The following is a 22389-nucleotide window of genomic DNA, read 5'->3' on the forward strand; positions in this document are numbered from 1 at the left end:
TTAAATAGCGAAAAAATAAAGAAGGCAACTGCTTTTCCTCCCACCCCTGAAGGAGTGGGTTTCCAAGCCGAAAAGTATATGATATTTCACTCCCACGCTGTAAATAAAAAAAGGAAAAAGAGAGAATTTTTCAAATTCTCTTCCTCCTTAATTATTTATTTAAAATAAAATTTAGTTTACTTTGCACCTGACATCATTTTTTGAAAGTAGATTAAATATTACGCTCGTGCCTCAAACCCCAAAGCATTCTCAACAATGATTTCAATCAAAAGCTCATTCTCATAATCAATCTCAACTTCTAAAGACTTTAATCTAGAAATAATAGCTGTAATTGTTTCTTGTTTTATATATTCTAAATCTTCACTTTCATCAACATCTTGAGCATACAATATAATATCTCGAATTGCATCGAATACTGACTCGAACTTTTCTTTATTATCAACATCAACGTTTTTACTTACTATGATCTTTACAAACAATAAAAGTTGATCTGTTAATTTAATAGAATCATGGGTTACATAACCTTTACTCTTCAAATATGGATATAAAAATAATCCAATAACAATTATTACAACACTAATTAATATAATCCAAACTGTTTCCATTATTTCTCCTCCTTATCGTTATCACTCAATCTATCTAACATGACGAAGAACAGCCAAGGCATATCATTGATGACATCTTGAGGTTTTTCAGAAACTTTCTTCTTCCAATCTTCAGCGTTATTTACTAAATCTTTCTTATTCAAATTATCAATAGCTTGATGTGCTAAATTAATTTCCCAATCTTTTAATTTCATTATAACTTCCTCCTTAGATAAACATTCATAATATTCCTTGATTACATCCTTGAGTAATTGATCATAAGATTTTCCCAATTTTGAAAGTGAATTTTGGGGATCAGTTTTTCTCTGAGGATCTAAAATATGATGTCCAACAATAGCTTTTGATGGATTCAATCCAAATTTGTAGCAAATATAAGCTAGTATCCAAGCATATCTTTTATAAGATTCTTCATTACTGATATTTCCTCGTTTATATGAATAGCAAAGCTCAACACCGATAGCAATATCATTGGCATCGTCTCCAAATAATTGATTATCCATCGTTTTTTGATACTGAACATGCCACGCCTTTTCTGGTGTTCCTGTTAATGCTGGAATACACTCATAAATCCCAGTGTGATCCACAAAAATATGAGCAGAAGCACTCATTATATTTCTAGAATTCTCATAATATTTAATATTCTGTAAAGCTGTTGAACCATCATTTCCAGTATCATGAGCAACAATAAACCCCACTCTTGGCATCTTGATTCCTGAACGCCTTTTTGTGCCAGAAGTGAGGTATTTCTTATTAATTGAATATTTCATTTTGAAACTCAAACTTAATCATCCCTTTCTTTAAATTGGAATATCGTTATCTCCTTCTTTTTTTGATTTATTAAAACCACTTATTGCTTCCTTAGCCATGTTAAAAGCATTTATTCCTGCTATTGCATATATCAGAGTACTCATAAAAGTAAGTAAATTATCTGAGATATCACCATCTAATACATACATCGTTAATCCGAAGAATGATGAAATTAAAAATATTAGAATTAATGCACTAACCTTTACTTCATCAACAGAAAAGACCTTATCAAATAAATTATTCATTTAAATCCTCCCTAACCAAGTGTTTCTTTTAGTAATATCGTTAAAATAGAACCCAAAATCCCTATTAAAAACCAAACTGATTTTGACCAAAGTTGCTCCCATTTAGTTGTTGAACCTTCTCTAAACTTCTCTAAATTTTGTGTTAATTCATTAATCTCTTTGTCTCGACTTCTGAACATTTCATTAATCTCATCTCTAGGGATAAAAGTCTTATTCCAGGTGTCTAGCTTGTTATCCATTTTCATTATCAAATCACGCATTGCCTTAATCTCAGCTTCTAACTTTGCCAGTCTCTCAATATCTTGCTTATCCATTTCAAATCAATTCCTCCAATTTATGGTCATAGTAAATCTATATAAAAAGAGTAGCGAAAAAAAGCCACTCTTTGAAAAAAAGCGACTGATAAAATCGGTATTTTATCGAACGAATCAAGCTACATATTCTTCACCTGTAATCTCCAAAAACTCAGCTTCAGTAATCTTTTCTCTCTCAACAAAAACCTTCACCTGGTCAATGGTATAATACTTCGGATAATATCGCTCAACAATCTTTTTCCAATCCATTAAATGACACCTCCCTCAACAAGTGATAATGTAAGTCCAGCTAATTCACTTTCTAGTTCTTCAATCTGATTTTCTTTTTCAAGTGAATCAAGAAACTGTGTAGCATTTTCACTTTCTAACTCTTCGATTTGACTCTCCTTTTGTAAAGAATCAAAAATGAGATTTGCATTTTCTTCTTTTAGTAATTCAAGTTCATCTTCCGTTGTAAGGGGTACAGGTCTAGATTTAATATCCATTACATCATCATAAGTAAACTTAGTCATATGAGTTTTAAAAGTGATTACTTCAGTAACCTCAATATCTTCATATGCAAGTTCTAATTCTTCTGTCCATTCTTCGTGATCTTCGGTGATTTCAAGAGGTTCTTGATCTTCATAGTTTGTTATAGTTTCCTCGATTTCTTTGTAGTAGAGTAGGTTTTCCTCATCATCCATTTGATGGACTTCTACTTGGTCGGCAGTAAAGAGTGGAATCATTTGACCTGTAGGGACTTGCCCCCAATAGAGTAGGTTTCCTTCATCATCCGTTTTGTGAATATCATCGTATGTCTCGGTTTCTTCATTCCACACTTGCTCAATGACGGGTTCATCGGTAAATTCTATAGTTTCGCCCTTGACTGTTTTTTCGTATGTCTTTTGGTTTCCTTGGTCATCTAGTAAAGGTATTTGAATTGTCTCTATATTCGTCACTGGATCATCCGTTGTTTCAGTAGTTTCAATTATCTTAGTGATTGTTTCATTCACTTCTAACTGAGGTTGAGAAAGCAAGTATAAAACGTTACCTTCCTCGTCAAACTTTTGTTTCTGTTCAATGTTATAGATTGTTTTTTGTGCATTTTCTAAGTACACATTTTGGATTGCATATTCAAAAGGCTGTGGATCTCGATTGAGTCCCACAACCTTGTTAGTGCTTATGCTTATAATTACAGTATCCATTTTACACCTCCTTGATTAGTGGATTTCCTGTAATTTTGTAATCTGCTTCTTCTGAATTATGTGAACTTCCACCTGAGATACATATTGCATCATTCCCATAACGTGTTCTAACTCGTAAATAGATTTCTTCATTTATTACTACAAGACCAAAAATTATAGTTAAATGTGGGATTGGATATGCCAAATCTTGACCAATGAAAGCTGGTAAACTGCTATTAATGGAACCAATAGTTGCACTTTGAGAGTTAAGCCAAGAATTAATTATTGGAATATGAATAAAAGGCATGTCTGCATTACCATAACTAGAATGATTTTTTAACTCAACTTTTTCATTCAAAAGCAAATAATCAAATACATCAGTTCCTTTAGGGAGTATAGGTGAAAGGATTTTGATTTTTGATTCACTGTCAGTATACTCCCTATGATGAATATCCCCTGTTCCTCTAGTTGTCACAACCAAATCATTAGACAATGTTAATATCTTACCTTCTTTAGTTTCTAACCCTTGATACGGCACATGGTCATACCAAAGAGCCACACTATCCGTTATTCCTGTGCGGTAATCTCTAATGAGATATTCTAGTTTTATCTCCTTTGTTTCTTTACGGACTTTGATGACGTTGGATTTGACGTAGTCTATTTCTTCGCTTAGTTCTACGTCTAGTTTGATGTAGTCGGTGTATACTATACTGTCACTGTTTACTCCTGCTGGATGGGTACTGTGGACTAGGATATAGACTTTTTGGTTGTTGGTGGTAACATTTACTGAACTTCCATCCCCTAAGCTAGATATTGTTGTGCTAGGAACTGATGAATTGTTTGAACCACCTGAATACTCAAACCAAGAGCTTATATCATTACGCCAATACATTATTTTTACCCCATAAGCCAATCCACCACTCCCATCATCACCTTGACCGTATCCAGTCCATGAAACGGTGAGTTTACGGATAACTTCTTTTAGTTCTGATAGAGATAAGCCTAAGTGGGATAGGTCGAATTCGAATAAATTGGCTCTATACGAATTATCATTTGTAACATAATTACTAAGTAAATTACCATCCATTTTAGATAAAGAATTATAATTATAATCTGTTAATTCAGTTACAAAATCAGAAGGTGTTAGGGTTGTGATATCTGTCGCTTCTAAATTGTATGCTTTATGCGGTACACTAATATCATCCCCTACGACTTTCCCCAAATAGTTTAACGTGGGTTTAGATTTTCGCCCTGGTGTCCATGTTGGGTTAGGATTGATGCCTTTTTCTATTTTGAAATTAGAACATCTTAACATAGGTGTTCTATCAGGTATATCTATATGTTCCTTATTAAGCGCCCAACAATAGAAATAATTTGCAGTACTATTCTTATCAAACTTTTTAGTAACATATATTCTTCGCTTTTCTCCTTTTTTCATAGTTGTTTGCGTTTCAGTAGAGCCTGCTATATTGTCATAAAGATTAACTGAATAGCGAAATTCTTCATCATATAAGGCTTCTATAACCGCAGAATATGTCACATATTCATTTAAAGGAGGGTTGTCAATATAGTTCAAAAAACCGATAATAGCATTATCATTTCCGTCCGACTTATAGGAAATTTCTATTACTCCTTTATCAACTGCATCTACATAAGAGCTATTATCGTAAATATAAAATCCTTTCACATCCACAGGAAATGCCTGATTCGTTGTCAAAAGGTTCTCAGTCATCACTGGAAACTCATTTTCTGGAACATGTACATCATATCCTGTTTCGGATACATCGACTTGGATTTCCAACTCAACGTAATCTGTATAGATGGTAGATTTTACCTTAAAATCATAAATAGCTTCTTGGCCTGCTGTGACTCTTGCTGTATCATTAATTCTTTCTAAAGTAAACTGGATTCCATTTACATCAACTACTTTCCAAAGATTTTCACCAGATTCCGTATGAGAAAGATAATCTCCTATTTTCACATAGTCTCTTATATTTTCTGAAATAATGTACGTTCTTTCTTCCCCTGTTTCAATTGTGTCATCTATAGGAAATAATAGTGATGTTTTTACATCTACTGCTGGATCGGTGTAGGTTAGATAGTGGGCAAAACCATTATCATCAATATATTGCGGATGATTGTTCATATTTACAGTAAAATCAATTTTTGTTACAGCACTATTTGTATGAGTGGCAGGCTCGTAAAAATACCATGAATTATCATCATTTCTCCACCCACTTAAAATAGCCTTATTCCCACTAGGACTCCAACCATATCCCCACCAATTACATGCTATTCTATATATCCTATCCTTCAATCTTTGCACCTTATCTTCAATTGTCACGCAACCTTCAAAAAAACCTTCGCCTAGTTTGTCGGTGATGGCTCGGATGATGTTGAAGGAGAATATGTGTTGAGTTTGATTTAAATTTATCTCTGTTGCTGAATCATATGATATATTATCATGTTTACTTATTTCTCTATAATTAATATCCGTAATCTCATGTGTAAATTCATCAGGACTGTATAAATGCTCACCATTTCCAACGGCCTTTGTTATATGAGGGTTTAAGTCCGTATCCCCACCATATTTCCCCTCAAAATTAGCCTTAATCGTCACAATACCCTCATCAGATTTAACTAACTTCTGCTTATTCACTTCACCTTCCAGCACTTCAGTTGGTACATGTTCAATTCCGTTTCCACCTGCATAGTTAATACTATACTCAATCAAAATATCTGCTGTATTATCACTTGGCGGTGTGTCTATAGTATAGGTTGCTTCACTTGTTGCTAGATTTGTCCATGTTCCGATGATACCATCAGCTTTGACCTTTGGAGTTGATGTGTCTGCTGTGGTTTCTACTATCCAATAGGTGCTTATGTCAGAACTGTTGTATTCTACATCCGTTGAAACAATATTATTGTCAACGTCTATATCAATTACAGTAATGGTTAAACTATAATCTATTTCGTAGTCTGGTTGCCAAAGATTATAAGTGTCTCCTATGGAGAGTTTCGACACATCAGTTACTGTGAATTTTGTAGAGTCTACAGTTAAATCTTTGTGAGTTTGACCATCTGCATAGCTAATAATCTTAGTTAATGCTGTATCTTCATCAATCACACCACTAACAATACCATCATAACCATTAATTTTAATCGTATCTCCTGATATCCATTCACCCTCAACACTTTGTGCAACCTCTATATGTGGTAAATGTCCATTAGATAAAACTTCTATTTTATCGGACACTTTTTGACTTGTTTGTGCATCGGATAGGATGCGTTTTTGGTCGGTTAAATCGAATCTAGTATTTATTTCTCCGTTGGCGTAGTCGTATGGAACGTACCATTTTCCATGTGGGACGAATACTGGATTAGGCTGCTCACTTATGGAAAGACTTGGTGCATTTATATAAGCTGTAAAATCATAAGTGTTATTTCCATTAGGTCTGATATATAAACGTGCATCGCTCCCTTGTATCGAAAAAGTAATACTATATTTAATCCACCCATTTTCTAAAGATTTTTTATTAGAAGATATTATTGATAGATTGTCATTATTATAATAATCAATTGATTTTTTATCTTCCCACCCTTTTCCATAGAACGAAAAAGTGTATATTATCCCTTCTATGTGCTTAAGAACTAGATAAGTCCCTTTGTTCATTGGATTATAACCAGTATTTCCTGTATTGGTTGCTTTTAATTGCTGTGATTTTGTATTCGTAATATAAAATATATCATTTACTATGTCATAATCAGTAGCATTATAATTTCTAAAATCGGAACTAAGCGTGTCGACATTATTAAATAGTGGGTCTTTAAGTAAATTCTCAACAATATTAGGATAATTATTCACATATGGGAGTTTTTTCACCAATTCCTCACCTGTGAATTCAGGGTCAACATCTATTTTATCGTAGGTTTCTTTATTTATTTCATATACTGCAAAATCTTTACCGTAACCATATTCGCCGTCTATGCCATTAATATAAACATGGGGATTAATACGAGTTGCATCACTTTTAAAACTATCAGGTTCTAATTTTACATATGAATATTTAAACTGTGAATCAGTTACCAATGCACTACTTCTATAGTCTCCACTAACAACATCTCCATCTACATATAGTTTTGTGCTTGTTGCTGTCCCATTTTTTATTTGTGCTATAACTAGATAATAAGAATTTTCATTTACTACATAACTAGCATGATAAGCAGTTGCAGTAATATCGTCATTTATTTCAACTTTTATTAAATCATCTTCTAAGGTTAAAATAGACCTAGAACCATTATTGATCCATCCATCTATTCCATTTTTAGAGATATCTCCATGAACTCCTATTAAATTAACCAATTCCCTAGTAATCCCATCATTACCTAACACCTTTACAGCTTGCAACTCAGGTTCAACATAACTAGGAGCTTTCTCCAATCCAAAATATTCTTTTTTCATGTCGACATTTCCGTTTTTACCCTCTAGCAAACGATTAAATTCTTCTTGCATAACTTTGTTGTAATCTACACTTGTAAGGGATACTTTGTGGCGTAGGTCGATGACGTCACGTTGATCTATGATGTTGGAAAATAGATTGTCTGGTCGGTCTGAGGTGTAAATGTAACCTCTTGCATCAGTCACACCACTGCTGCCAAAATGTTCTATGGTTATTTTGTTTGTTCCATCTTTAGATAAGACCTTAAACCCCCAAGTTGTATCATTAGAGTACCAAGTATCACCAACCACAACTTTTCCATAATCTAATTCTGCTATAGATATTTGCCTTACTTCATTATCATTTAATGTTGGGGAAAAAGTGTAATCTAGTACATAATACTCCCTAGCACCATTCGTATTTTCAACGCTATATCCTCCACTGTTTCTACGTTTAATACGAAACATAGGGATGGCATAGACGTAGCCGTCTGCTGTGAGTAAGGCATCTTTTGAAGTATCAGAACCATTACCAGCAATAAACATTCCTAGATCGTTGAAATGTAAAAAATACTCTGAATCATGATGTGTAGTAGCATGTGGGTTATTATATATACTTTCACCAAAAAACATATACATGGCATTGTTTGGACTGATAGGTTCAGAGTTTCCTCCTTGTGGTTTAACTAACTCATTTTTTTCTGAATAATTAATGATATTATGATCAAAAATTCCTTCAGAATAAGTTTCAAAATCAACCCCTGCAACACTTCTAAACCTCCAACTCATTTCATATCCATTACCCTCTATAGGAAAGTATGTTTCAAAGAAAACAAGATCCTCACGTATTCCCTCCGTTGGTGCAGGTGGTAAATCTATAATCGTTCCTGCTGAAATAGTGTTTAAATAGCCATTAACATTAACAACAGTGTCCTGTAAAATCTTAATTTTATTTGGCTCTGATAAGTCTAATTCTGAAAGATTTAGAAAACCTGAGTGGATACTATTACGTACTATTTCAGCTTTGGCATGATCGATAGTAGATAAAGCATTCGTCGTTGCATATCCAGTTAAATTCAAAGAATGGATATTAATCCATTCAGATCCATTGTACCTGTACCAATCATTTGTATCTTTTACCTGGACTACATCTCCCAACGATGGAGATGGATAAGTAATTGCAATATCTGCAAAACTGTCAACTGGATTCAAGTAATTTAATTTAGTGGTAGTGGCTGCACTATTAGCACTGTTTGTGGCTGCTTCAGTATTTACGATTGCTTCAGCAGTATTTGTTTGACGTTCTTGTTCTTGTCGTTCTCTAATTTCTTCTGCTGTCACACGATTGTCTTCTTCTTTTGCTATTCCCGAATTTAATTCTTGTACATTTTCAACTTCATTATCTAGAGTTTCATAAATTTCATCTATATCACCTTTTAATGTCTTTACGACTTCCCCATCATTTTGTTCGGTGTATACCATGGTAGATGGGATGTAATGTAGGCCAGTACCCTTGTATTGGAAATTTAATTGCAATCCATTCCTGGAACTATGAAATGTGACTATATTCGATACATAATCTATAGTGAATTGATTTTCATCTAGCTCACCACTCGATTTCTCTACCCATTCAACTGCGTCCCCAGTAACTTTAACTTTATGAAATCTATCAGGAATTTCTTTAAGTAGTGCTTTAGAATTTACAACTAACACCGATTCACTAATGTCTATGTATGGATCATCATCAGTACCAGCTCTGCGTTTTGTTAAAATTGGATCATTGTATTCAAAACTCAACCTGCCATCTCCTTTTCTTTGCAAATCAAAAAGCACCTCTTAATCGAGATGCTTTGTTTGTTCCAATAAAAGTCTAGTTTTATCGGGTATTATTTTTTATTTTTATCATTACTTTTTTGCTTTTTAAGTCGTTCATTTTCTATTGTTAGTTGCTTTAACTGTGCTTTAAGAATTGCTTCAGATCTAGACTTCGATTTAATTTCGTCTAAGAGTATATCAATAATGTCTAAAGACTCTACTTTATTATTCAGTCCCCTCATCCTCCCTTATAATATTTTCAACAATATTTTTTTCAATTCTTAGTCTCTTCTTATTTTTATCGATTTCTATTTTTTCTTCAGCAGATACAAATTTTTCTATTATCTGTCCATTGTTATTCACCAACACTTTATAGAGCAAATTATCACCACATTTCTAAATGTCATATACTTCTAATCTGTAGTCCTCAAAATCTTTTCTTTTTGCCTTGATTTCATACGCAAATTGAATGTCATCGCCCCTCACAATAAAGTAGTCTGTATGTCTCTCTGATAAATAAATAGTTCCACTTCCATAAGCCGTTAAAAAGACATGATATTCAACTTCTGTATTAACAGTTTCTTTAAACAAATTGTCTATATCTATTCTGCATTCTCCACTAGAAACTTCACCTTTACCAATATCGCCAAAATAATATTCTGCTGTCTCATAAGCACTAACCCCTACATATCCGAGAGATGTAAGAACACCTGCATTCTTAGTTCCTCCAATGGCTAAGAAATCTCCAATTAGCGTAGTGTCCCCAGTTAAAAAAAGATCTCCACCTACTCCAGAACTTATAGACACACTCCCCACTCCTGTAATTGATGCTGGCTCTTCAGAAAAAAGCGATAACCTACCACTAGAATGCAATCTTAAGCTTCCCGGAGCTATTGTATCCTCGTTTTTATAAGTAGAAATAGAGTAATTCCCATAAGACATTACACTTGCAGATTCATACCCAGTTTCAGAACTATATGATGAGTACATTGAAAGTACTTTCTTTTCATTTCCGTTACTATCTTGATTATAGAAATTTATACTATGAGGATCTGCCTCAATTGCAATTCGAGTGTATTCTTCTTCACCAATGATTTCTATTTTATCTTCTGCTATTTCTACCCTGTTTGGTTGATCGTTCTTTTTTGACTTAATTGTAAATCCCACTAAGATTCCAGCCAGTATACTTTCTGCTTCAATTGTGCCGGATTTAATTTGTCCGCCATCTATTAATGTCGTATCTGAGTATTCCCAATTATCAAAGGGAAAACCATTAGCATCAGTATAATCTTTTGCTGCTTGCTCTCTAACAGACATAATTTTATTAATTAATTTTGATTTTTTATTTTGTACATCATCAAACTTGCTATTTATATTAATTCTATTTTCTTCGGTAACTACCATAGGATAATTTATTTGATCGATCCAATTTTTTATTTCAGATTCAAGTGTAGTCAGGGCATTCTCATAATTAGTTTTTTCAGTTGTTATTTCTAATTTATTTGCAGCATCAATAAAATCAACTGACTCAGATTTGACTTGATTTAAATTAATTTTTAAATTTTCAGATTCTGCAAATTGAATAAAGCCATCATCTGAAAATTTACTTATTTCTGTTTGTAGCGTGTTTATACTCTCAACAAATCCAGAATCCAGATTGCCTTCAGACAAACCACCTATAATAGTTAACGTTGCACCATCTAAAGTTGCACCATCTTTATCAAATGTGAAAGTTCCTGCTTCATTTTGTATCGTTAGATTCTCACCGGCAATAATTTGTCCCCACAACCTCTCAGCAATAACGCCTTGAGATGTAATCGCGTTTTTGAATGTATTTCCCCCATCATTCGTTATGGCCAAAACATTATGCACGGCTCTTAAATAATTTAAATCATCTGCAGGACTCTTTAATGTTAATCCTCGTTCATCAAGAGAATAGTTTAAATCCTTACCCGATAAAATTGCTCTTTTATTGGCATCCCATTCTTGCTCTAATAGTTGTCTCATCTCTGTATTTGTTTCTTCTGCTAGATCCCATTTAAATTTACTCATATCGACGGTTGTACTTGTACTTACAGCACGTTGAAGTAAATCTGCAAATTTAAGAAATCCATTCTTTATATCTTTATGATTGGCAATCGTAAGCTTTAATTTATTTCCATCAATCTCGTGTTCAATTTTTATTACTTTTGCCTTCAGATCAATTCCTAGATTCGAATATCGAACCGTAATAATTCCACCTAATTTTAATCTGTTCCAATCATGAGGTGTGTTTAGAGCATTTAGAAAATCAATAGAATCTATTTCGTATGAAATTATTGGTTGGCTAAGTCTTTTTAATCGTTCAACACCTTCCTCATATAAATCGTCAGCAGAGGAATAGTTGCTGTCTTGCCAAACCTGTTCTTTAATAAACCTGTTTCTTTCAATAATTAACTCTTCCGCGAAGTTATTTTCAACTGCTACTTCTGATTGCAATTCACTTATTTGTATTTCTACATTTTCTATTTCTGCCTGCTTAGCTATAATCTCATCTTCTTTATCAACAACTTGATTCTCTTTTTCTGCCTTTTGCTCATTAAGGTCACTTAAATCATCCCCAACTGCAACTGCAGTATCTATATTGTCTTCAATGATTTTTAGTTCAGTTTCGAGTTCGAAAAGTTCATTCTTTAAAGTTGTTTGTTCAGATTGTAACGTAGATTTTTGATCCAGCAATATCGTAAATTGACCATCTTTTGATTCTAAAAGCTCGTTATATTCTTCTATAGCAATGCACAATTCATCACTCATGTAAGGGCTATGACTAATCACATTACCTTCTTCATCACGTTCAAATCCATACATATAAAAAGAAAAATCCTCAATGTAATCAACACCAGTAGGATTTTTTGAATTAATGCTTATATTGTCTTTTCCATAAATATAAAGCCTGGTTACGACATCATCAAAATTTTCATTTTCACTCAAACTCTTGAGATAATTGCCTTGCTCAATTGTTAAACCTTCATTGACACCCAGATTCTCAGAAAAGTAAAACGAAACTTCTTTATTGATTGTATCGATGATTGGAATTATATCTCCATACCTATCGTAGTTATTGTAGAAAAATTCTAAAAGATCCGTTTGTGTTTCATCAAACGTCCTATATTTAAGTTCAATACTGGGATCAATATATTTTACTTTCCAGTCTGTTTTTGCAAGCAATGTATCGTTCAAGACACCATCATCATCAATTGAAGAGTCATATAACTTTTTTGTCCCAGTGTAATTCCGAATTAATTTGTTTTTCCATTCATACTGCAACTCCATACACTCGACCGTTTTCTCTTCTTCGCCATCTGATGTATTAACTTCTGGATTCGTAATTATAAAATAGATTTTTTCATGTCCTTTTTCATATCGAATCAAGTAATCGCCGCGAATCAACGGAATATGAGGATTATCTATCGGCTCAAAATCCTGCATTATTTTAGTTGGGAGAGTAAATGATAGTTGGCTAACCCCACCGTAGTTAAATGTGATTCTTCTGTCTCTTGCCTCATGTAGCACTGCAATTGTTGTACGGTCTGGCTTGCATAAATAAAGCTGAACTTTTTCAGGTTCGTTATTAAAATCTACTGCTAGCATTCCTATCATCCTTTCATTGCGAATCTGTAGTTAAAAACAATTTTACAAGCACCTTTAACTTCCAATTTGTTAGATCCATATACTAATTCAAGCCAGTTCATATTAAACGAATCATACCTATATAAATCAGGATCAGATGTTTGTATTAATCGTTTTTTATTGTCCATATTCACTGTTTCTCCGTCAAATAATTCAGAGAACAAAAAAACCCGTCCTTCGTTGGACAAGTTTGTAATTTGGAGTTCTCCATCACCATATTTTAGAATGTTTAATTCTGGAAACAATGAGACATCACCTAGATTATCAAATTCAATTGTTGTTGGTTCTGATATATCCGATAAATCATATATTTTTTGATACTTTTGTGTATATGTATAAGGTGAGATACTAAGAAAGGTTAGTTCAACGTAGCCTTGCTGGTTTCCATTAGTTATAAGTTCACTATCACCTTCTAGACACAGAAAGTATAATTTATTAACATCGTCAACAGAGTAAAATTCAGCAAACTTACCACAATCTAGCCACCTTGCTATTTCTCTTCGTTTAACGGTAGTCCAATATAAACCATCGTCTAGTGTAAGTGTGATTTTATATTTTGCAGGGTTGTCCTGGTATCCATAAATATATGAAATGGGTTCGCCAATGTTTCGTTCTAATATTATTTCCTTATCCGGCAAATAAGGTTCGCCAATAAGTCCTGGTTTTGTTTTAACTAACTGCACTCCCATTGTTTCACTTCTGATTCCATTATAGGAAAAATAAGTTGAATCCAATTTATCACCTCCGATTTTCATCCAATAAAAGACTAATTTTATTGGATATATTTATTTTATTTATCATTTATTAACTGAAATAAAAAGACAATTAAATGTCTTTTTTAAATCTAAAAAATTACTTAACTATTGTTTTTTTAACCATATCATGTTTCAGAGGGGCAAAACCTTCATTATAAACACCTGAAGGAATATCGCCTTTTAGCTCTATCATTGTTGATGAAATTTTTTTATTTTTCCTACTTAATGATTCTAAAATTATTTTTAACATTCTACCTCCTGCAATAAAAAAAGATCCCTTGAATGAGATCTTCTATTTTGCTATTGGTTTATTATAACTTTTAGCCTCTGATTTTTCTTTAACAATGATTTCTTTAAGAGGGGTAAATCCTTGATTATAAGTACTATATGCGATTTTCCCTATACCTTTAACTTTAGTAGTTGAGATTTTGTTTTTTCTTTCATTTCTAATCATGATATTACCTCCTTTAACTAATTTGTTCAGCTTTATTTTTAATTTCTTCACAAAACTTAGTATTGAAACCTAATAAAAGAAAATATGATGTCAAATCATTAAACTGCTCTATATTCTCTGTATTAAAAACTTCCTTTTCCTTGCTTATTATAGCAAGCCCCAATCTAAATTTACCATAGTTCTTAACAATTGCAAATTGCTGTATTTCTTGTGATGAAGGGACGATATCCTCTACATATTTTAATACAAATCTTGGATCATTCTGTATTAAACATGTGCGAACTAAGGCGTTTGTTGTAATAGAATCAACGACTTCATCTTCCAAATAAGTTAATAAAAAATCCTCACCATTCTCGTCACTATCATCTGGTGTTATCCAGAGAACTTGAAAATTACCATTATCAAAATTAAAAATTTCTTTTACTCTATCGTGTACTCTAGTCATTAGAGTAACCAATTTATCATTAACATTTATACTAGAGTGCTGATGATCTATAGCATTGATAACCGCAGCTACTTCTTTTCCAAAAACACTTTGACTTATAACTTCTTTTTTCCAAAAATAAGAATAAAAAACTGATTTTAAGACTGTATATATACCCACCATAAGTAGATATACTATGATTACAATCCCTAATATAGAGAAAAAAGAGATTATATTGTTTTCTATAGTAGGAGGTTCTAAGTGCGAAATCCATGAGACTAAATAATAAAGTATTGGATGAATTACATTGAGGAGATCAGCCAAAATGGATTTTAAACTTTCTTTAAAAAAAATAATTAAACCTCCACCAACCAATGTTGGCAACGCACTCCATTTGATAACTTTCATGTTCATTAAAAAATGATCTCCATTAACTTGATTTAGAATCCTTTATTTTACCATTTCCTTTAATTGCTGTTACATTAACTTTCTGACCACTCTCAGTATAATAAGTTTTTGTACCCAACACTTCACCTGGTTTAACAATCTTTTTCAAAGGCTTAAATGAGCCAATTCCTACATTTCTGTTTTTTTTCACTCTCACATACCTCCTAAATCTAGCATTTAGGATATATGTATGTAGAAATAGATATTATATGACTATATTATACCATAATCTGCTAATGTCCACACTCTATTTTTATTATTGAAAGTATAATAAGACCGTCCATTAGAACGATCTTATTATAAGAAGACATGTAGCACGCAATTTTTTCGCTAGAAAAGTGTCATTATTGTTCTAAAGGTGGGCTACCTCCTAAGAGTACGATTTTCCAATCAGATTCCTCTTTTTCTTGAATCAAATGGACAGCATAATGATTTTTTCCGTTTCTCATATCTGTATTCTCTGGATCTATTTCTCCACGCAAGCTAAAATCTAATTCAGTATATAGAACTCGATAATCATAAGCACCTTCGACTTCTGATTCTTCTGGTGCAATACTAGTGATATCAGACATTCTTAGAAATTTAGCACCAACTACTTCTTCATGTAACTTTCTGCCATAGCCTTCGGCTCTATCTTCTTTTATAAATCCAGTCATTAACTCTAGTGATTCATCGTACTTTTGCTCTCCACGTAATTTAAAGTGTTGCCAAGCTACTGCTTCAGCTCCTTCTAATGGTGGGGAAGTAATAATGTTCAATCCTTCTTTTGAAATATATCTTTTTCCATCACTCCCTGTTACTATCCCAGTTTTTTTATTAGGATCAGATTCTTCTTCAATTGATTCTTCAACTGATTCTTCAATTTTATCACTGGTAATTTCGTCTCCAGTTGTTTTTGCTTCTCCACATCCGCTTGCCACAATTAACAGGAACAGTATTAAAAACATATAGATATAAGTTTTAATGTTCATCAATCTATCAACCCACTATTAACCCATACAGTTTGATCTCTAACCACTAAATCATAACTCCGATAAAAATGCTCGATTATTTTTCTATAAGAGTAACCATCTAACGCCATATCATAGGAGCCATATTGAGACATTAGTGTTCCATTATCACTTGCATTGGCTCTGTAGCCAGTTTCATAAAGCTTACCTGCGAAACTATCTCTCTTACCTATAACCATTTCATCAACATAATCGACAGCAGCGTTTGTATTTGTTTTTCTTGAACCTGCTATGTATACTTGCGATTTAGTTCCATTTGTTACGTGTGCTCCACGATCAGGATCTTTCTTCCAATCTACTACATGAAACCATCCAAAAGTTTTTACTGCTAGTGCCCCTGCTCTTAACGAATTTTTCCCACTAGCAGAATTCCCCCAATCAGCTCTCCACTCATTTGGCAATACATCTTTAACATAAGTCTCAAAATTTACAGTTACAGTTTTCTTATATGTGCCACTTATTTCTGCTTTTGTACTACTTAAATCATATATAGACACTTTAATAGTTTTAGGCTCTGGATATATTTCAACCTCAACCAAATCCAACAATTCAGGAGGAACAGCGCCTTGCGGTGAATTCTTCATTTTGCTACTTTCGCTACTTGACTCTACTGCTTTTTTAAGCTGTTCAGTAGTTATTCCATATTTACTTTTCAACTCTTCTTCAGTCGGCCCTACTAGTACAGGTGGTAATCCTGGGGTAGCATTTGATGGACGATCTACTATTGGGACTTCATTATTAGTAGATGCAAATGCTGAAGGAATTACTAGTGATAATGCCAGTATTGTTGCTGCAACTTTCTTTTTCATTAAATTAGTTCATCTCCCTATTGTTTAGTATATTATACCATTATTTGATAGATACACTAAAATAGTAGCAAATCATAACTATTGTGTCAAAATTATATTCCACTTTAAAATCTATATTTTATTGGAACTTGTAGCACGATCAAAAGGAAAAAGAGACTAAAATTAATTAATCTCCTTTACTAAGTAAGTCGATAGATATGCCGTTTTTAGCTGTTTTTTCGTCATCCAAATAAAATTATTATTTTATCGCACAAGATTACTCCCATTATTTTAGAGATTTTTTTAATTTCCCAGTTTTTTCCCATTGCTCAACTACATTGAATTTACCTAAAGAACCCTCCACGTCTATAAAGAAAGAGTCGTCTCTATCATCTAGACCTCTGTATAATTTTGATAATTTTATGTTGAATAGCCCATTAGAATACGATTCTTCTTCCAAAACAAGTGCTGTACTCTTTGATATTTCACCATAATATAATTTTAAGATAATTGTGTCGCATTTTGGATCATAGCACTTAATATCATATTCATCTTCAAACCAATTAACAAAATCGTTTTTATCTGGTTTAGTTATAATAAAGGTTGCAATCAATACAATTAATGTAAATAAAATTATGACTATTATTTTCTTTTTTATTTGGTTCACCTTCTCCAATTTAATCCTTAACGATATTATCTAAGATTTCATTTAACTCTTTTACTTTTTCTATGGTTTGGTTTGTTTCTTTATAAGGATCTAAACCACGTAGCTGATCAGTAAGTTTGATTATCTCACTTAATTCTTCGCTGTCAATAGAATTATTTATATCTTCATTAACTATTTTATTAGCATGTGAATCCATATTTCTATATAAGTTATATAAGTTTTCAAAATCATTTTCTGAAAGAATTTTTACCTTCTCTCTAAATCGGACAGGGAAATAAAGTTTATTTTCCATTCTATAAGTTTCCGCCATTCCCCTTGTAAAATCTTCACTTTTATCGGATGTTATACTTTCAATTATCTTTTCATATTGATGTATTTTTGTGGAATAGTAATGTGATTGCAATTCATTGGTATATTGTTTATATATTGCCTCATCCATTGCTTCATCGGATACAGACTTATTTGAACAACTACTAATAAGTACAGTTATAGAAATTATTATTAAAATTTTTTTCATATGTACACATCCCCGCATTTACTAAAGCTTCTACATCAGCTATCATTTAAAATCATCCTCTTTTGTATTAATAATAAGTGGGCACCCTCAGTTTGAAGATACCCATAATATTATTATACAATAAGCTGCCGCCCTAAGTTAGTGCCTCAGCTTATTAAATTGTGAAAGGCCGATTCCACAACTTTGAGGAGTCAAAATATTTTATATTGTATAAGTATTATACACAGAATAATAATCAAACTCTTCTACATTAACTAAACTAAAAAACGTATTATGCAATCGACCAGGATTAATATCATTTAAAACTTCGTATAAAGCCGGTTCTTTTTCTTTGAACTCATCTAATTCGTATGTATTAATTGCTTCATAAAATACTGGATATCCCATACCTTCGGTATGAATAATTCCAAATGCTTCATTAAGTGTTCTGGTTATCACATAATCGACACCGTTTTCCCATTGAAATGAAAATGCTCTTAAATCATTCACAACAATTTCTCCTTTTGCTTCACTTATGCTAAAATGAAGCTACCGATATTTTTTATCAAAGGTGTATATCTGCTGCAACAGATTGCGCCTTTTTCATTTTCTCAAGATGTCGTTTAGCAATGTTGATTGTTTTTTGTAATGACGAATGATCTCGAATGAATTCCCATGCTTCATATTGATGAGACATATATACTCATACTCCTTTCTAGTGAACTGTATTGAAATGTAATAGATTTATTTACCTTATAGGTAACTTATCCTTATATTACCATTACCTAGAAGGTATGGTCAAGCTTATATTTAAAATAATTGTTAAATTTTTCTTTATAACTATTTAGTGTAGGTATATAATAAAATCAATATTATAAGCAGAGAGGGCGGATATTTATTTCTTCACTGGGTATGAAAATAAAATCAATGCGTTTGCAAAATAATGTTTCCCAAAAAGAACTATCTAAATTTTTAAATATTAGCAGCGTTCAAATTTCTCGATATGAATCTGGAGAGAGAAAACCTAGTTCTGAAACTCTAGAAAAAATTGCAGACTTTTTTAATGTTTCGACAGATTACCTTTTAGGCAGATCCTCTAAATATCTTCTTGATTATAATCTATCTAATGAAACTACGTCTGATATTATAAATGATGTCGAAGATATTAGTTATTTAAAATCTTTAAAATCAACCAAAAAAGAAAATACTTTATTCATAAAAGACATCGAGCAACCCTTAACGGATGAAGAAGCAAATCACCTCCAAGAACAATTAAAAATGTTTAGATTACTTAAGCAACAACAAAATGCAAAAAAGCAAAGCGACTAAAAAACGACTTTGCTTTTTATTATCCAGATAGTTATTTTATTTATCACTTTTTAAAGAATTCAACCAACTAGCGTCAGATCAGTCCTCTCAGTCTCAATAGTCTTATATGCTTCACTAGCTAACTCCCATTTATTGTAATCATCAATTACATCTAAGAAATTATAATGTTGTTTTAAAGTTGAAGGTTTATAAGGTTTTTTACCTTCTTTTGCTCGATCAGCATTAATTTTTTCCCATTCATTCTTTCTTCTAGAGTATACATCAAAACTACCTAATAACTTCATTTTTGAAAACAACTCTTTGTATGCATCTTGAATCTTCCTTCCAAAATATTTATTAGCAAGTATCCTGATTTTTTCATCAAAATTAGTTCTATTGCAAACAAACATTTGCTGTTCTTTTATCAATTTATTTTCTTCTTTGACGCTCTCTACTGTCTCAGTTAGTGAGGATATATTTTCTTCAACTAGTTCAAGTCTCTTATTTTGTTTATGTAAAAGTAAATCTTTTTCTACGTCTTTTAATTGAATTTGAATAAGTCTATCGTTAGGATCAATTTCAAGTAGTTGCTCCAACTTATATAACTTTAGTTTTAATTGCTTTTCTCTTTCATCTTCTACTTCCATAATTTGATTTTCTACTGCATCATATCTACCTGTCTTTTGAACTTGTTTAACCATCCCTCTTACCTTTTTTCTAAAATCAACAGCCTGTGGAAGTTGGCTTTTATAAGTTAAGTCAATTACAGCATCCACGCTAATAAATGTCTCTCCAGCATTATTTAATTTTCGGAAGTCGCGATTTACGACATCTGAATTTTTAACCTTATACTTCAAATCATCGTCTACATGTTTACTTAAAGCATCCCTAGTATTTAAATATCCCAACAATTCTGCTGTTTGTTTTCCGTTCAGCAGAGCCTCTCCATCAAACTCGAAATTCACATCGTTCTTTGTTAAAAACTCTACATTAAAATTATCAAAACTGATTAAGTTGGCTATGATAATCCCTCCTATAAAATAGTTATTTTATTTTACACTTTAATTTAAAAAACTACGTTTTTACACAACTGCCATCTCAAGTTCTTTTTTAATTCTGTTAATTATGTAAACTTGTCCACGAGGTGTAACCCTCGTTGTTCTACACAAACGTTTTTCTCCATTAATCTCCTTAACTCCTTGCGAGACTTCAAAATACCCTCTATTAACTCCGCCCTGTTTTGGCTCCGTCTTATCTTTCATTATTAAGTTCCAGTCACGCAATTTTTCAAACAACTGATTTTGTCCAATCTTAATACCTTTTTCTGTAGCCAATTTAGCTACTTCTCGAACTAGAACACTGTCATCACTTTCTAAGCAGCTTTCAGCAAAATTTACAAGAGGTTCTTGCTCATGAATCTTATTTTCTGCTTGAATACGAGCTTCTTTTTCTTCTTTTAATGTAGTAGCAAGTTGAACAAGAAACTTTGGATCAGTAAGTGCTTTTTCTAGAGTTTCGCCAGTCATATACGCTCCATGCTCATGAACGGACGGCAACACTTCATCAAATATCCATTTTTCATATTCCTTAGCTTTTTCTCGAATCTCTAGATTTTTACTTTGTTTTGCTGCACTTACTATTAATCGCGAAACATTCCCAATTGTGATGAATTTCTTGTACTTTTTTCCTGTAGGAGAGCTGACGCCCCAAGTTAGGGCCCCAGCTTCATCACAGTGATCCGTAACGGCTTTATGAGGTTTTGCATACTGTAATGATTTTGCTACTTCATTCGCCCCAAAGTAATTCTTTCCTTCCACTTCAATTACTGGTAATTCACCAAATACTTCATGATTAAACATTTTAACTTCACTCAAACAATCTTCATCTCCTTTTAATTTTATTTTACACTTTTGACCAATAAAAAAAATGCCTCTTAACCGATTCATGATGTTAAGGGTATTATATCACTAAATTTTCCAGTAGTCAATAAATTAATTTTATTTTTCTTTTAAGGAGATGGAGATTTGTTTAAGTAAATGGTTTTAAGTCTTTGTCACATCAGCGTAAAATTACTATTTATACTATAGAATTAGTTCATTATTTGGTATAATTTTCATTATAGATATATACACATAACTATGAACAAATCTTTGTCAAAAGGTGTGATCCCCTTGAAAAAATTAATTTTATTTTTGATGTTATCTTTAATTTTAACTAGTTGTAGTGCTGATACTACGACAGAGGTTAGTGATATAGAAGAAAAGTATCAGGAGGCTGTGTTTTCTACAAGCATAGAAGATTGGACTAAAGTTGAACTATTAATTAATGAAATTCCTGATGATTACAAGGATACGAAAACTATAAAATTACTTTTAGACTCCTGGAATAGTTATAAAGAGGGAGATTTCGAATCAAGTCTTGAATCCCTGCAAAAAATCGATGCTCAATACGATGGAGATATCAAAGATGACGTGTCTTTTTTTAAAGAGTATATCCCTGAACAGATAAAAGAACAAAAAAATATACAAGAGTCTACTTTGAAATTAGCAGATGAAACAGCTTCTCTCAAAAAACTACTATCTTCTGCAAAGCATGATGAATCTATTGAGTACATTACTGACCTGTATGTTAGTTCTAAAATTTCTTTTTCCGAAAAGGAAGCTTTATTGAACTATGTTAGAGCATTAAATGACTTTTTAAACGGTTATGAAAATTCAGCTTTTGAGAGATTATCTAATATCTCTCCTAACTATATTGGGTTTTATGCTGAAGAAGTTAATAAAACTCTTGTCACACAGGGCAGTAAAGTAAGACCTCCTGTCGTTGGAATGACTAAAGATGAGGTCTTGGCTACAATATGGGGAAAGCCAAATAAAATAAATACAACCACTACAACATCAGGAACAGATGAACAGTGGGTATATGATGACAATAAGTATGTTTATTTTGAGAATGATGTTGTAGTAGCCATTCAAGAATTTTAA

25 protein-coding genes are annotated in these 22389 nt (G+C 32.4%); 2 read left to right on the forward strand and 23 right to left on the reverse strand.

From position 1 onward, the window contains the following. Positions 1-218: 218 nt before the first annotated feature. From ERL59_RS06395 to ERL59_RS21275, 21 genes are all read right to left on the reverse strand, one after another. A complete protein-coding gene (locus ERL59_RS06395; RefSeq protein WP_160645364.1) occupies positions 219-605 on the reverse strand; it encodes a hypothetical protein in 387 nt (128 codons plus the stop codon). Next, on the reverse strand, positions 605-1372 hold the full coding sequence (locus tag ERL59_RS06400; RefSeq protein ID WP_235929812.1) for a peptidoglycan recognition protein family protein: 768 nt from the start codon (positions 1370-1372) through the stop codon (positions 605-607). Before ERL59_RS06400 ends, ERL59_RS06395 begins: the two co-directional genes overlap by 1 nt. A gap of 30 nt (positions 1373-1402) precedes the next feature. After that, the gene (locus ERL59_RS06405) at positions 1403-1657 is read right to left on the reverse strand and encodes a hypothetical protein (protein ID WP_160645366.1); all 255 of its coding nucleotides are present in this window, start codon (positions 1655-1657) and stop codon (positions 1403-1405) included. An 11-nt stretch (positions 1658-1668) separates the two neighbouring features. Then, positions 1669-1971: a hypothetical protein gene (locus tag ERL59_RS06410; RefSeq protein ID WP_160645367.1), complete on the reverse strand. Its 303-nt coding sequence runs from the start codon at positions 1969-1971 to the stop codon at positions 1669-1671. Between the two features lie 114 nt (positions 1972-2085). Next, positions 2086-2220 carry an XkdX family protein gene (locus tag ERL59_RS06415; protein ID WP_160645368.1) on the reverse strand — a complete coding sequence of 45 codons (135 nt, stop codon included), beginning with the start codon at positions 2218-2220 and terminating at the stop codon, positions 2086-2088. Next, positions 2220-3155, reverse strand: a complete 936-nt coding sequence (locus tag ERL59_RS06420; RefSeq protein WP_160645369.1) for a hypothetical protein — start codon at positions 3153-3155, stop codon at positions 2220-2222. The genes ERL59_RS06415 and ERL59_RS06420 overlap by 1 nt, the downstream gene beginning before the upstream one ends. Before the next feature lies 1 nt (position 3156). After that, complete coding sequence (locus ERL59_RS06425) at positions 3157-9369, reverse strand: hypothetical protein (RefSeq protein ID WP_160645370.1); 6213 nt, start codon at positions 9367-9369, stop codon at positions 3157-3159. An 89-nt stretch (positions 9370-9458) separates the two neighbouring features. Further along, a complete protein-coding gene (locus ERL59_RS06430; protein WP_160645371.1) occupies positions 9459-9629 on the reverse strand; it encodes a hypothetical protein in 171 nt (56 codons plus the stop codon). Continuing rightward, a complete protein-coding gene (locus tag ERL59_RS06435; RefSeq protein WP_160645372.1) occupies positions 9613-9768 on the reverse strand; it encodes a hypothetical protein in 156 nt (51 codons plus the stop codon). Before ERL59_RS06435 ends, ERL59_RS06430 begins: the two co-directional genes overlap by 17 nt. Before the next feature lie 15 nt (positions 9769-9783). Further along, the gene (locus ERL59_RS06440) at positions 9784-13017 is read right to left on the reverse strand and encodes a phage tail protein (protein WP_160645373.1); all 3234 of its coding nucleotides are present in this window, start codon (positions 13015-13017) and stop codon (positions 9784-9786) included. 5 nt (positions 13018-13022) lie between these two features. Further along, positions 13023-13790 carry a phage tail domain-containing protein gene (locus ERL59_RS06445; RefSeq protein ID WP_160645374.1) on the reverse strand — a complete coding sequence of 256 codons (768 nt, stop codon included), beginning with the start codon at positions 13788-13790 and terminating at the stop codon, positions 13023-13025. Between the two features lie 118 nt (positions 13791-13908). Further along, positions 13909-14061, reverse strand: coding sequence for a hypothetical protein (locus ERL59_RS06450; protein ID WP_160645375.1), 153 nt, complete (start codon positions 14059-14061; stop codon positions 13909-13911). 42 nt (positions 14062-14103) lie between these two features. After that, positions 14104-14265, reverse strand: coding sequence for a hypothetical protein (locus tag ERL59_RS06455; RefSeq protein ID WP_160645376.1), 162 nt, complete (start codon positions 14263-14265; stop codon positions 14104-14106). 13 nt (positions 14266-14278) lie between these two features. After that, complete coding sequence (locus ERL59_RS06460) at positions 14279-15103, reverse strand: hypothetical protein (protein ID WP_160645377.1); 825 nt, start codon at positions 15101-15103, stop codon at positions 14279-14281. 16 nt (positions 15104-15119) lie between these two features. After that, positions 15120-15287, reverse strand: coding sequence for a hypothetical protein (locus ERL59_RS06465; RefSeq protein WP_160645378.1), 168 nt, complete (start codon positions 15285-15287; stop codon positions 15120-15122). A 193-nt stretch (positions 15288-15480) separates the two neighbouring features. Continuing rightward, the gene (locus ERL59_RS06470; protein ID WP_160645379.1) at positions 15481-16107 is read right to left on the reverse strand and encodes a hypothetical protein; all 627 of its coding nucleotides are present in this window, start codon (positions 16105-16107) and stop codon (positions 15481-15483) included. After that, the gene (locus ERL59_RS06475; protein ID WP_160645380.1) at positions 16107-16955 is read right to left on the reverse strand and encodes a SpoIID/LytB domain-containing protein; all 849 of its coding nucleotides are present in this window, start codon (positions 16953-16955) and stop codon (positions 16107-16109) included. Before ERL59_RS06475 ends, ERL59_RS06470 begins: the two co-directional genes overlap by 1 nt. Before the next feature lie 265 nt (positions 16956-17220). Beyond that, the gene (locus ERL59_RS06480) at positions 17221-17601 is read right to left on the reverse strand and encodes a hypothetical protein (RefSeq protein ID WP_160645381.1); all 381 of its coding nucleotides are present in this window, start codon (positions 17599-17601) and stop codon (positions 17221-17223) included. Positions 17602-17611: 10 nt separating this feature from the next. Next, the gene (locus ERL59_RS06485) at positions 17612-18118 is read right to left on the reverse strand and encodes a hypothetical protein (protein ID WP_160645382.1); all 507 of its coding nucleotides are present in this window, start codon (positions 18116-18118) and stop codon (positions 17612-17614) included. Between the two features lie 201 nt (positions 18119-18319). After that, positions 18320-18607: a hypothetical protein gene (locus ERL59_RS06490; RefSeq protein WP_160645383.1), complete on the reverse strand. Its 288-nt coding sequence runs from the start codon at positions 18605-18607 to the stop codon at positions 18320-18322. 55 nt (positions 18608-18662) lie between these two features. Further along, the gene (locus ERL59_RS21275; RefSeq protein WP_268894498.1) at positions 18663-18794 is read right to left on the reverse strand and encodes a hypothetical protein; all 132 of its coding nucleotides are present in this window, start codon (positions 18792-18794) and stop codon (positions 18663-18665) included. A gap of 215 nt (positions 18795-19009) precedes the next feature. Between ERL59_RS21275 and ERL59_RS06495 the strand changes: the two genes are divergently transcribed. Next, complete coding sequence (locus ERL59_RS06495; protein WP_160645384.1) at positions 19010-19426, forward strand: helix-turn-helix domain-containing protein; 417 nt, start codon at positions 19010-19012, stop codon at positions 19424-19426. A gap of 59 nt (positions 19427-19485) precedes the next feature. Here the strand turns inward: ERL59_RS06495 and ERL59_RS06500 are convergent, their stop codons facing one another. After that, the gene (locus tag ERL59_RS06500) at positions 19486-20370 is read right to left on the reverse strand and encodes a BRO family protein (protein WP_160645385.1); all 885 of its coding nucleotides are present in this window, start codon (positions 20368-20370) and stop codon (positions 19486-19488) included. A gap of 117 nt (positions 20371-20487) precedes the next feature. Next, a complete protein-coding gene (locus tag ERL59_RS06505; RefSeq protein ID WP_160645386.1) occupies positions 20488-21279 on the reverse strand; it encodes a phage antirepressor KilAC domain-containing protein in 792 nt (263 codons plus the stop codon). 297 nt (positions 21280-21576) lie between these two features. On the opposite strand from ERL59_RS06505, the gene ERL59_RS06510 reads away from it, so the two are divergent. Further along, complete coding sequence (locus ERL59_RS06510; protein WP_160645387.1) at positions 21577-22389, forward strand: outer membrane protein assembly factor BamD; 813 nt, start codon at positions 21577-21579, stop codon at positions 22387-22389.

It is taken from the genome of Chengkuizengella marina (assembly GCF_009910845.1).
Taxonomy (GTDB): Bacteria; Bacillota; Bacilli; order Paenibacillales; family KCTC-33759; genus Chengkuizengella; species Chengkuizengella marina.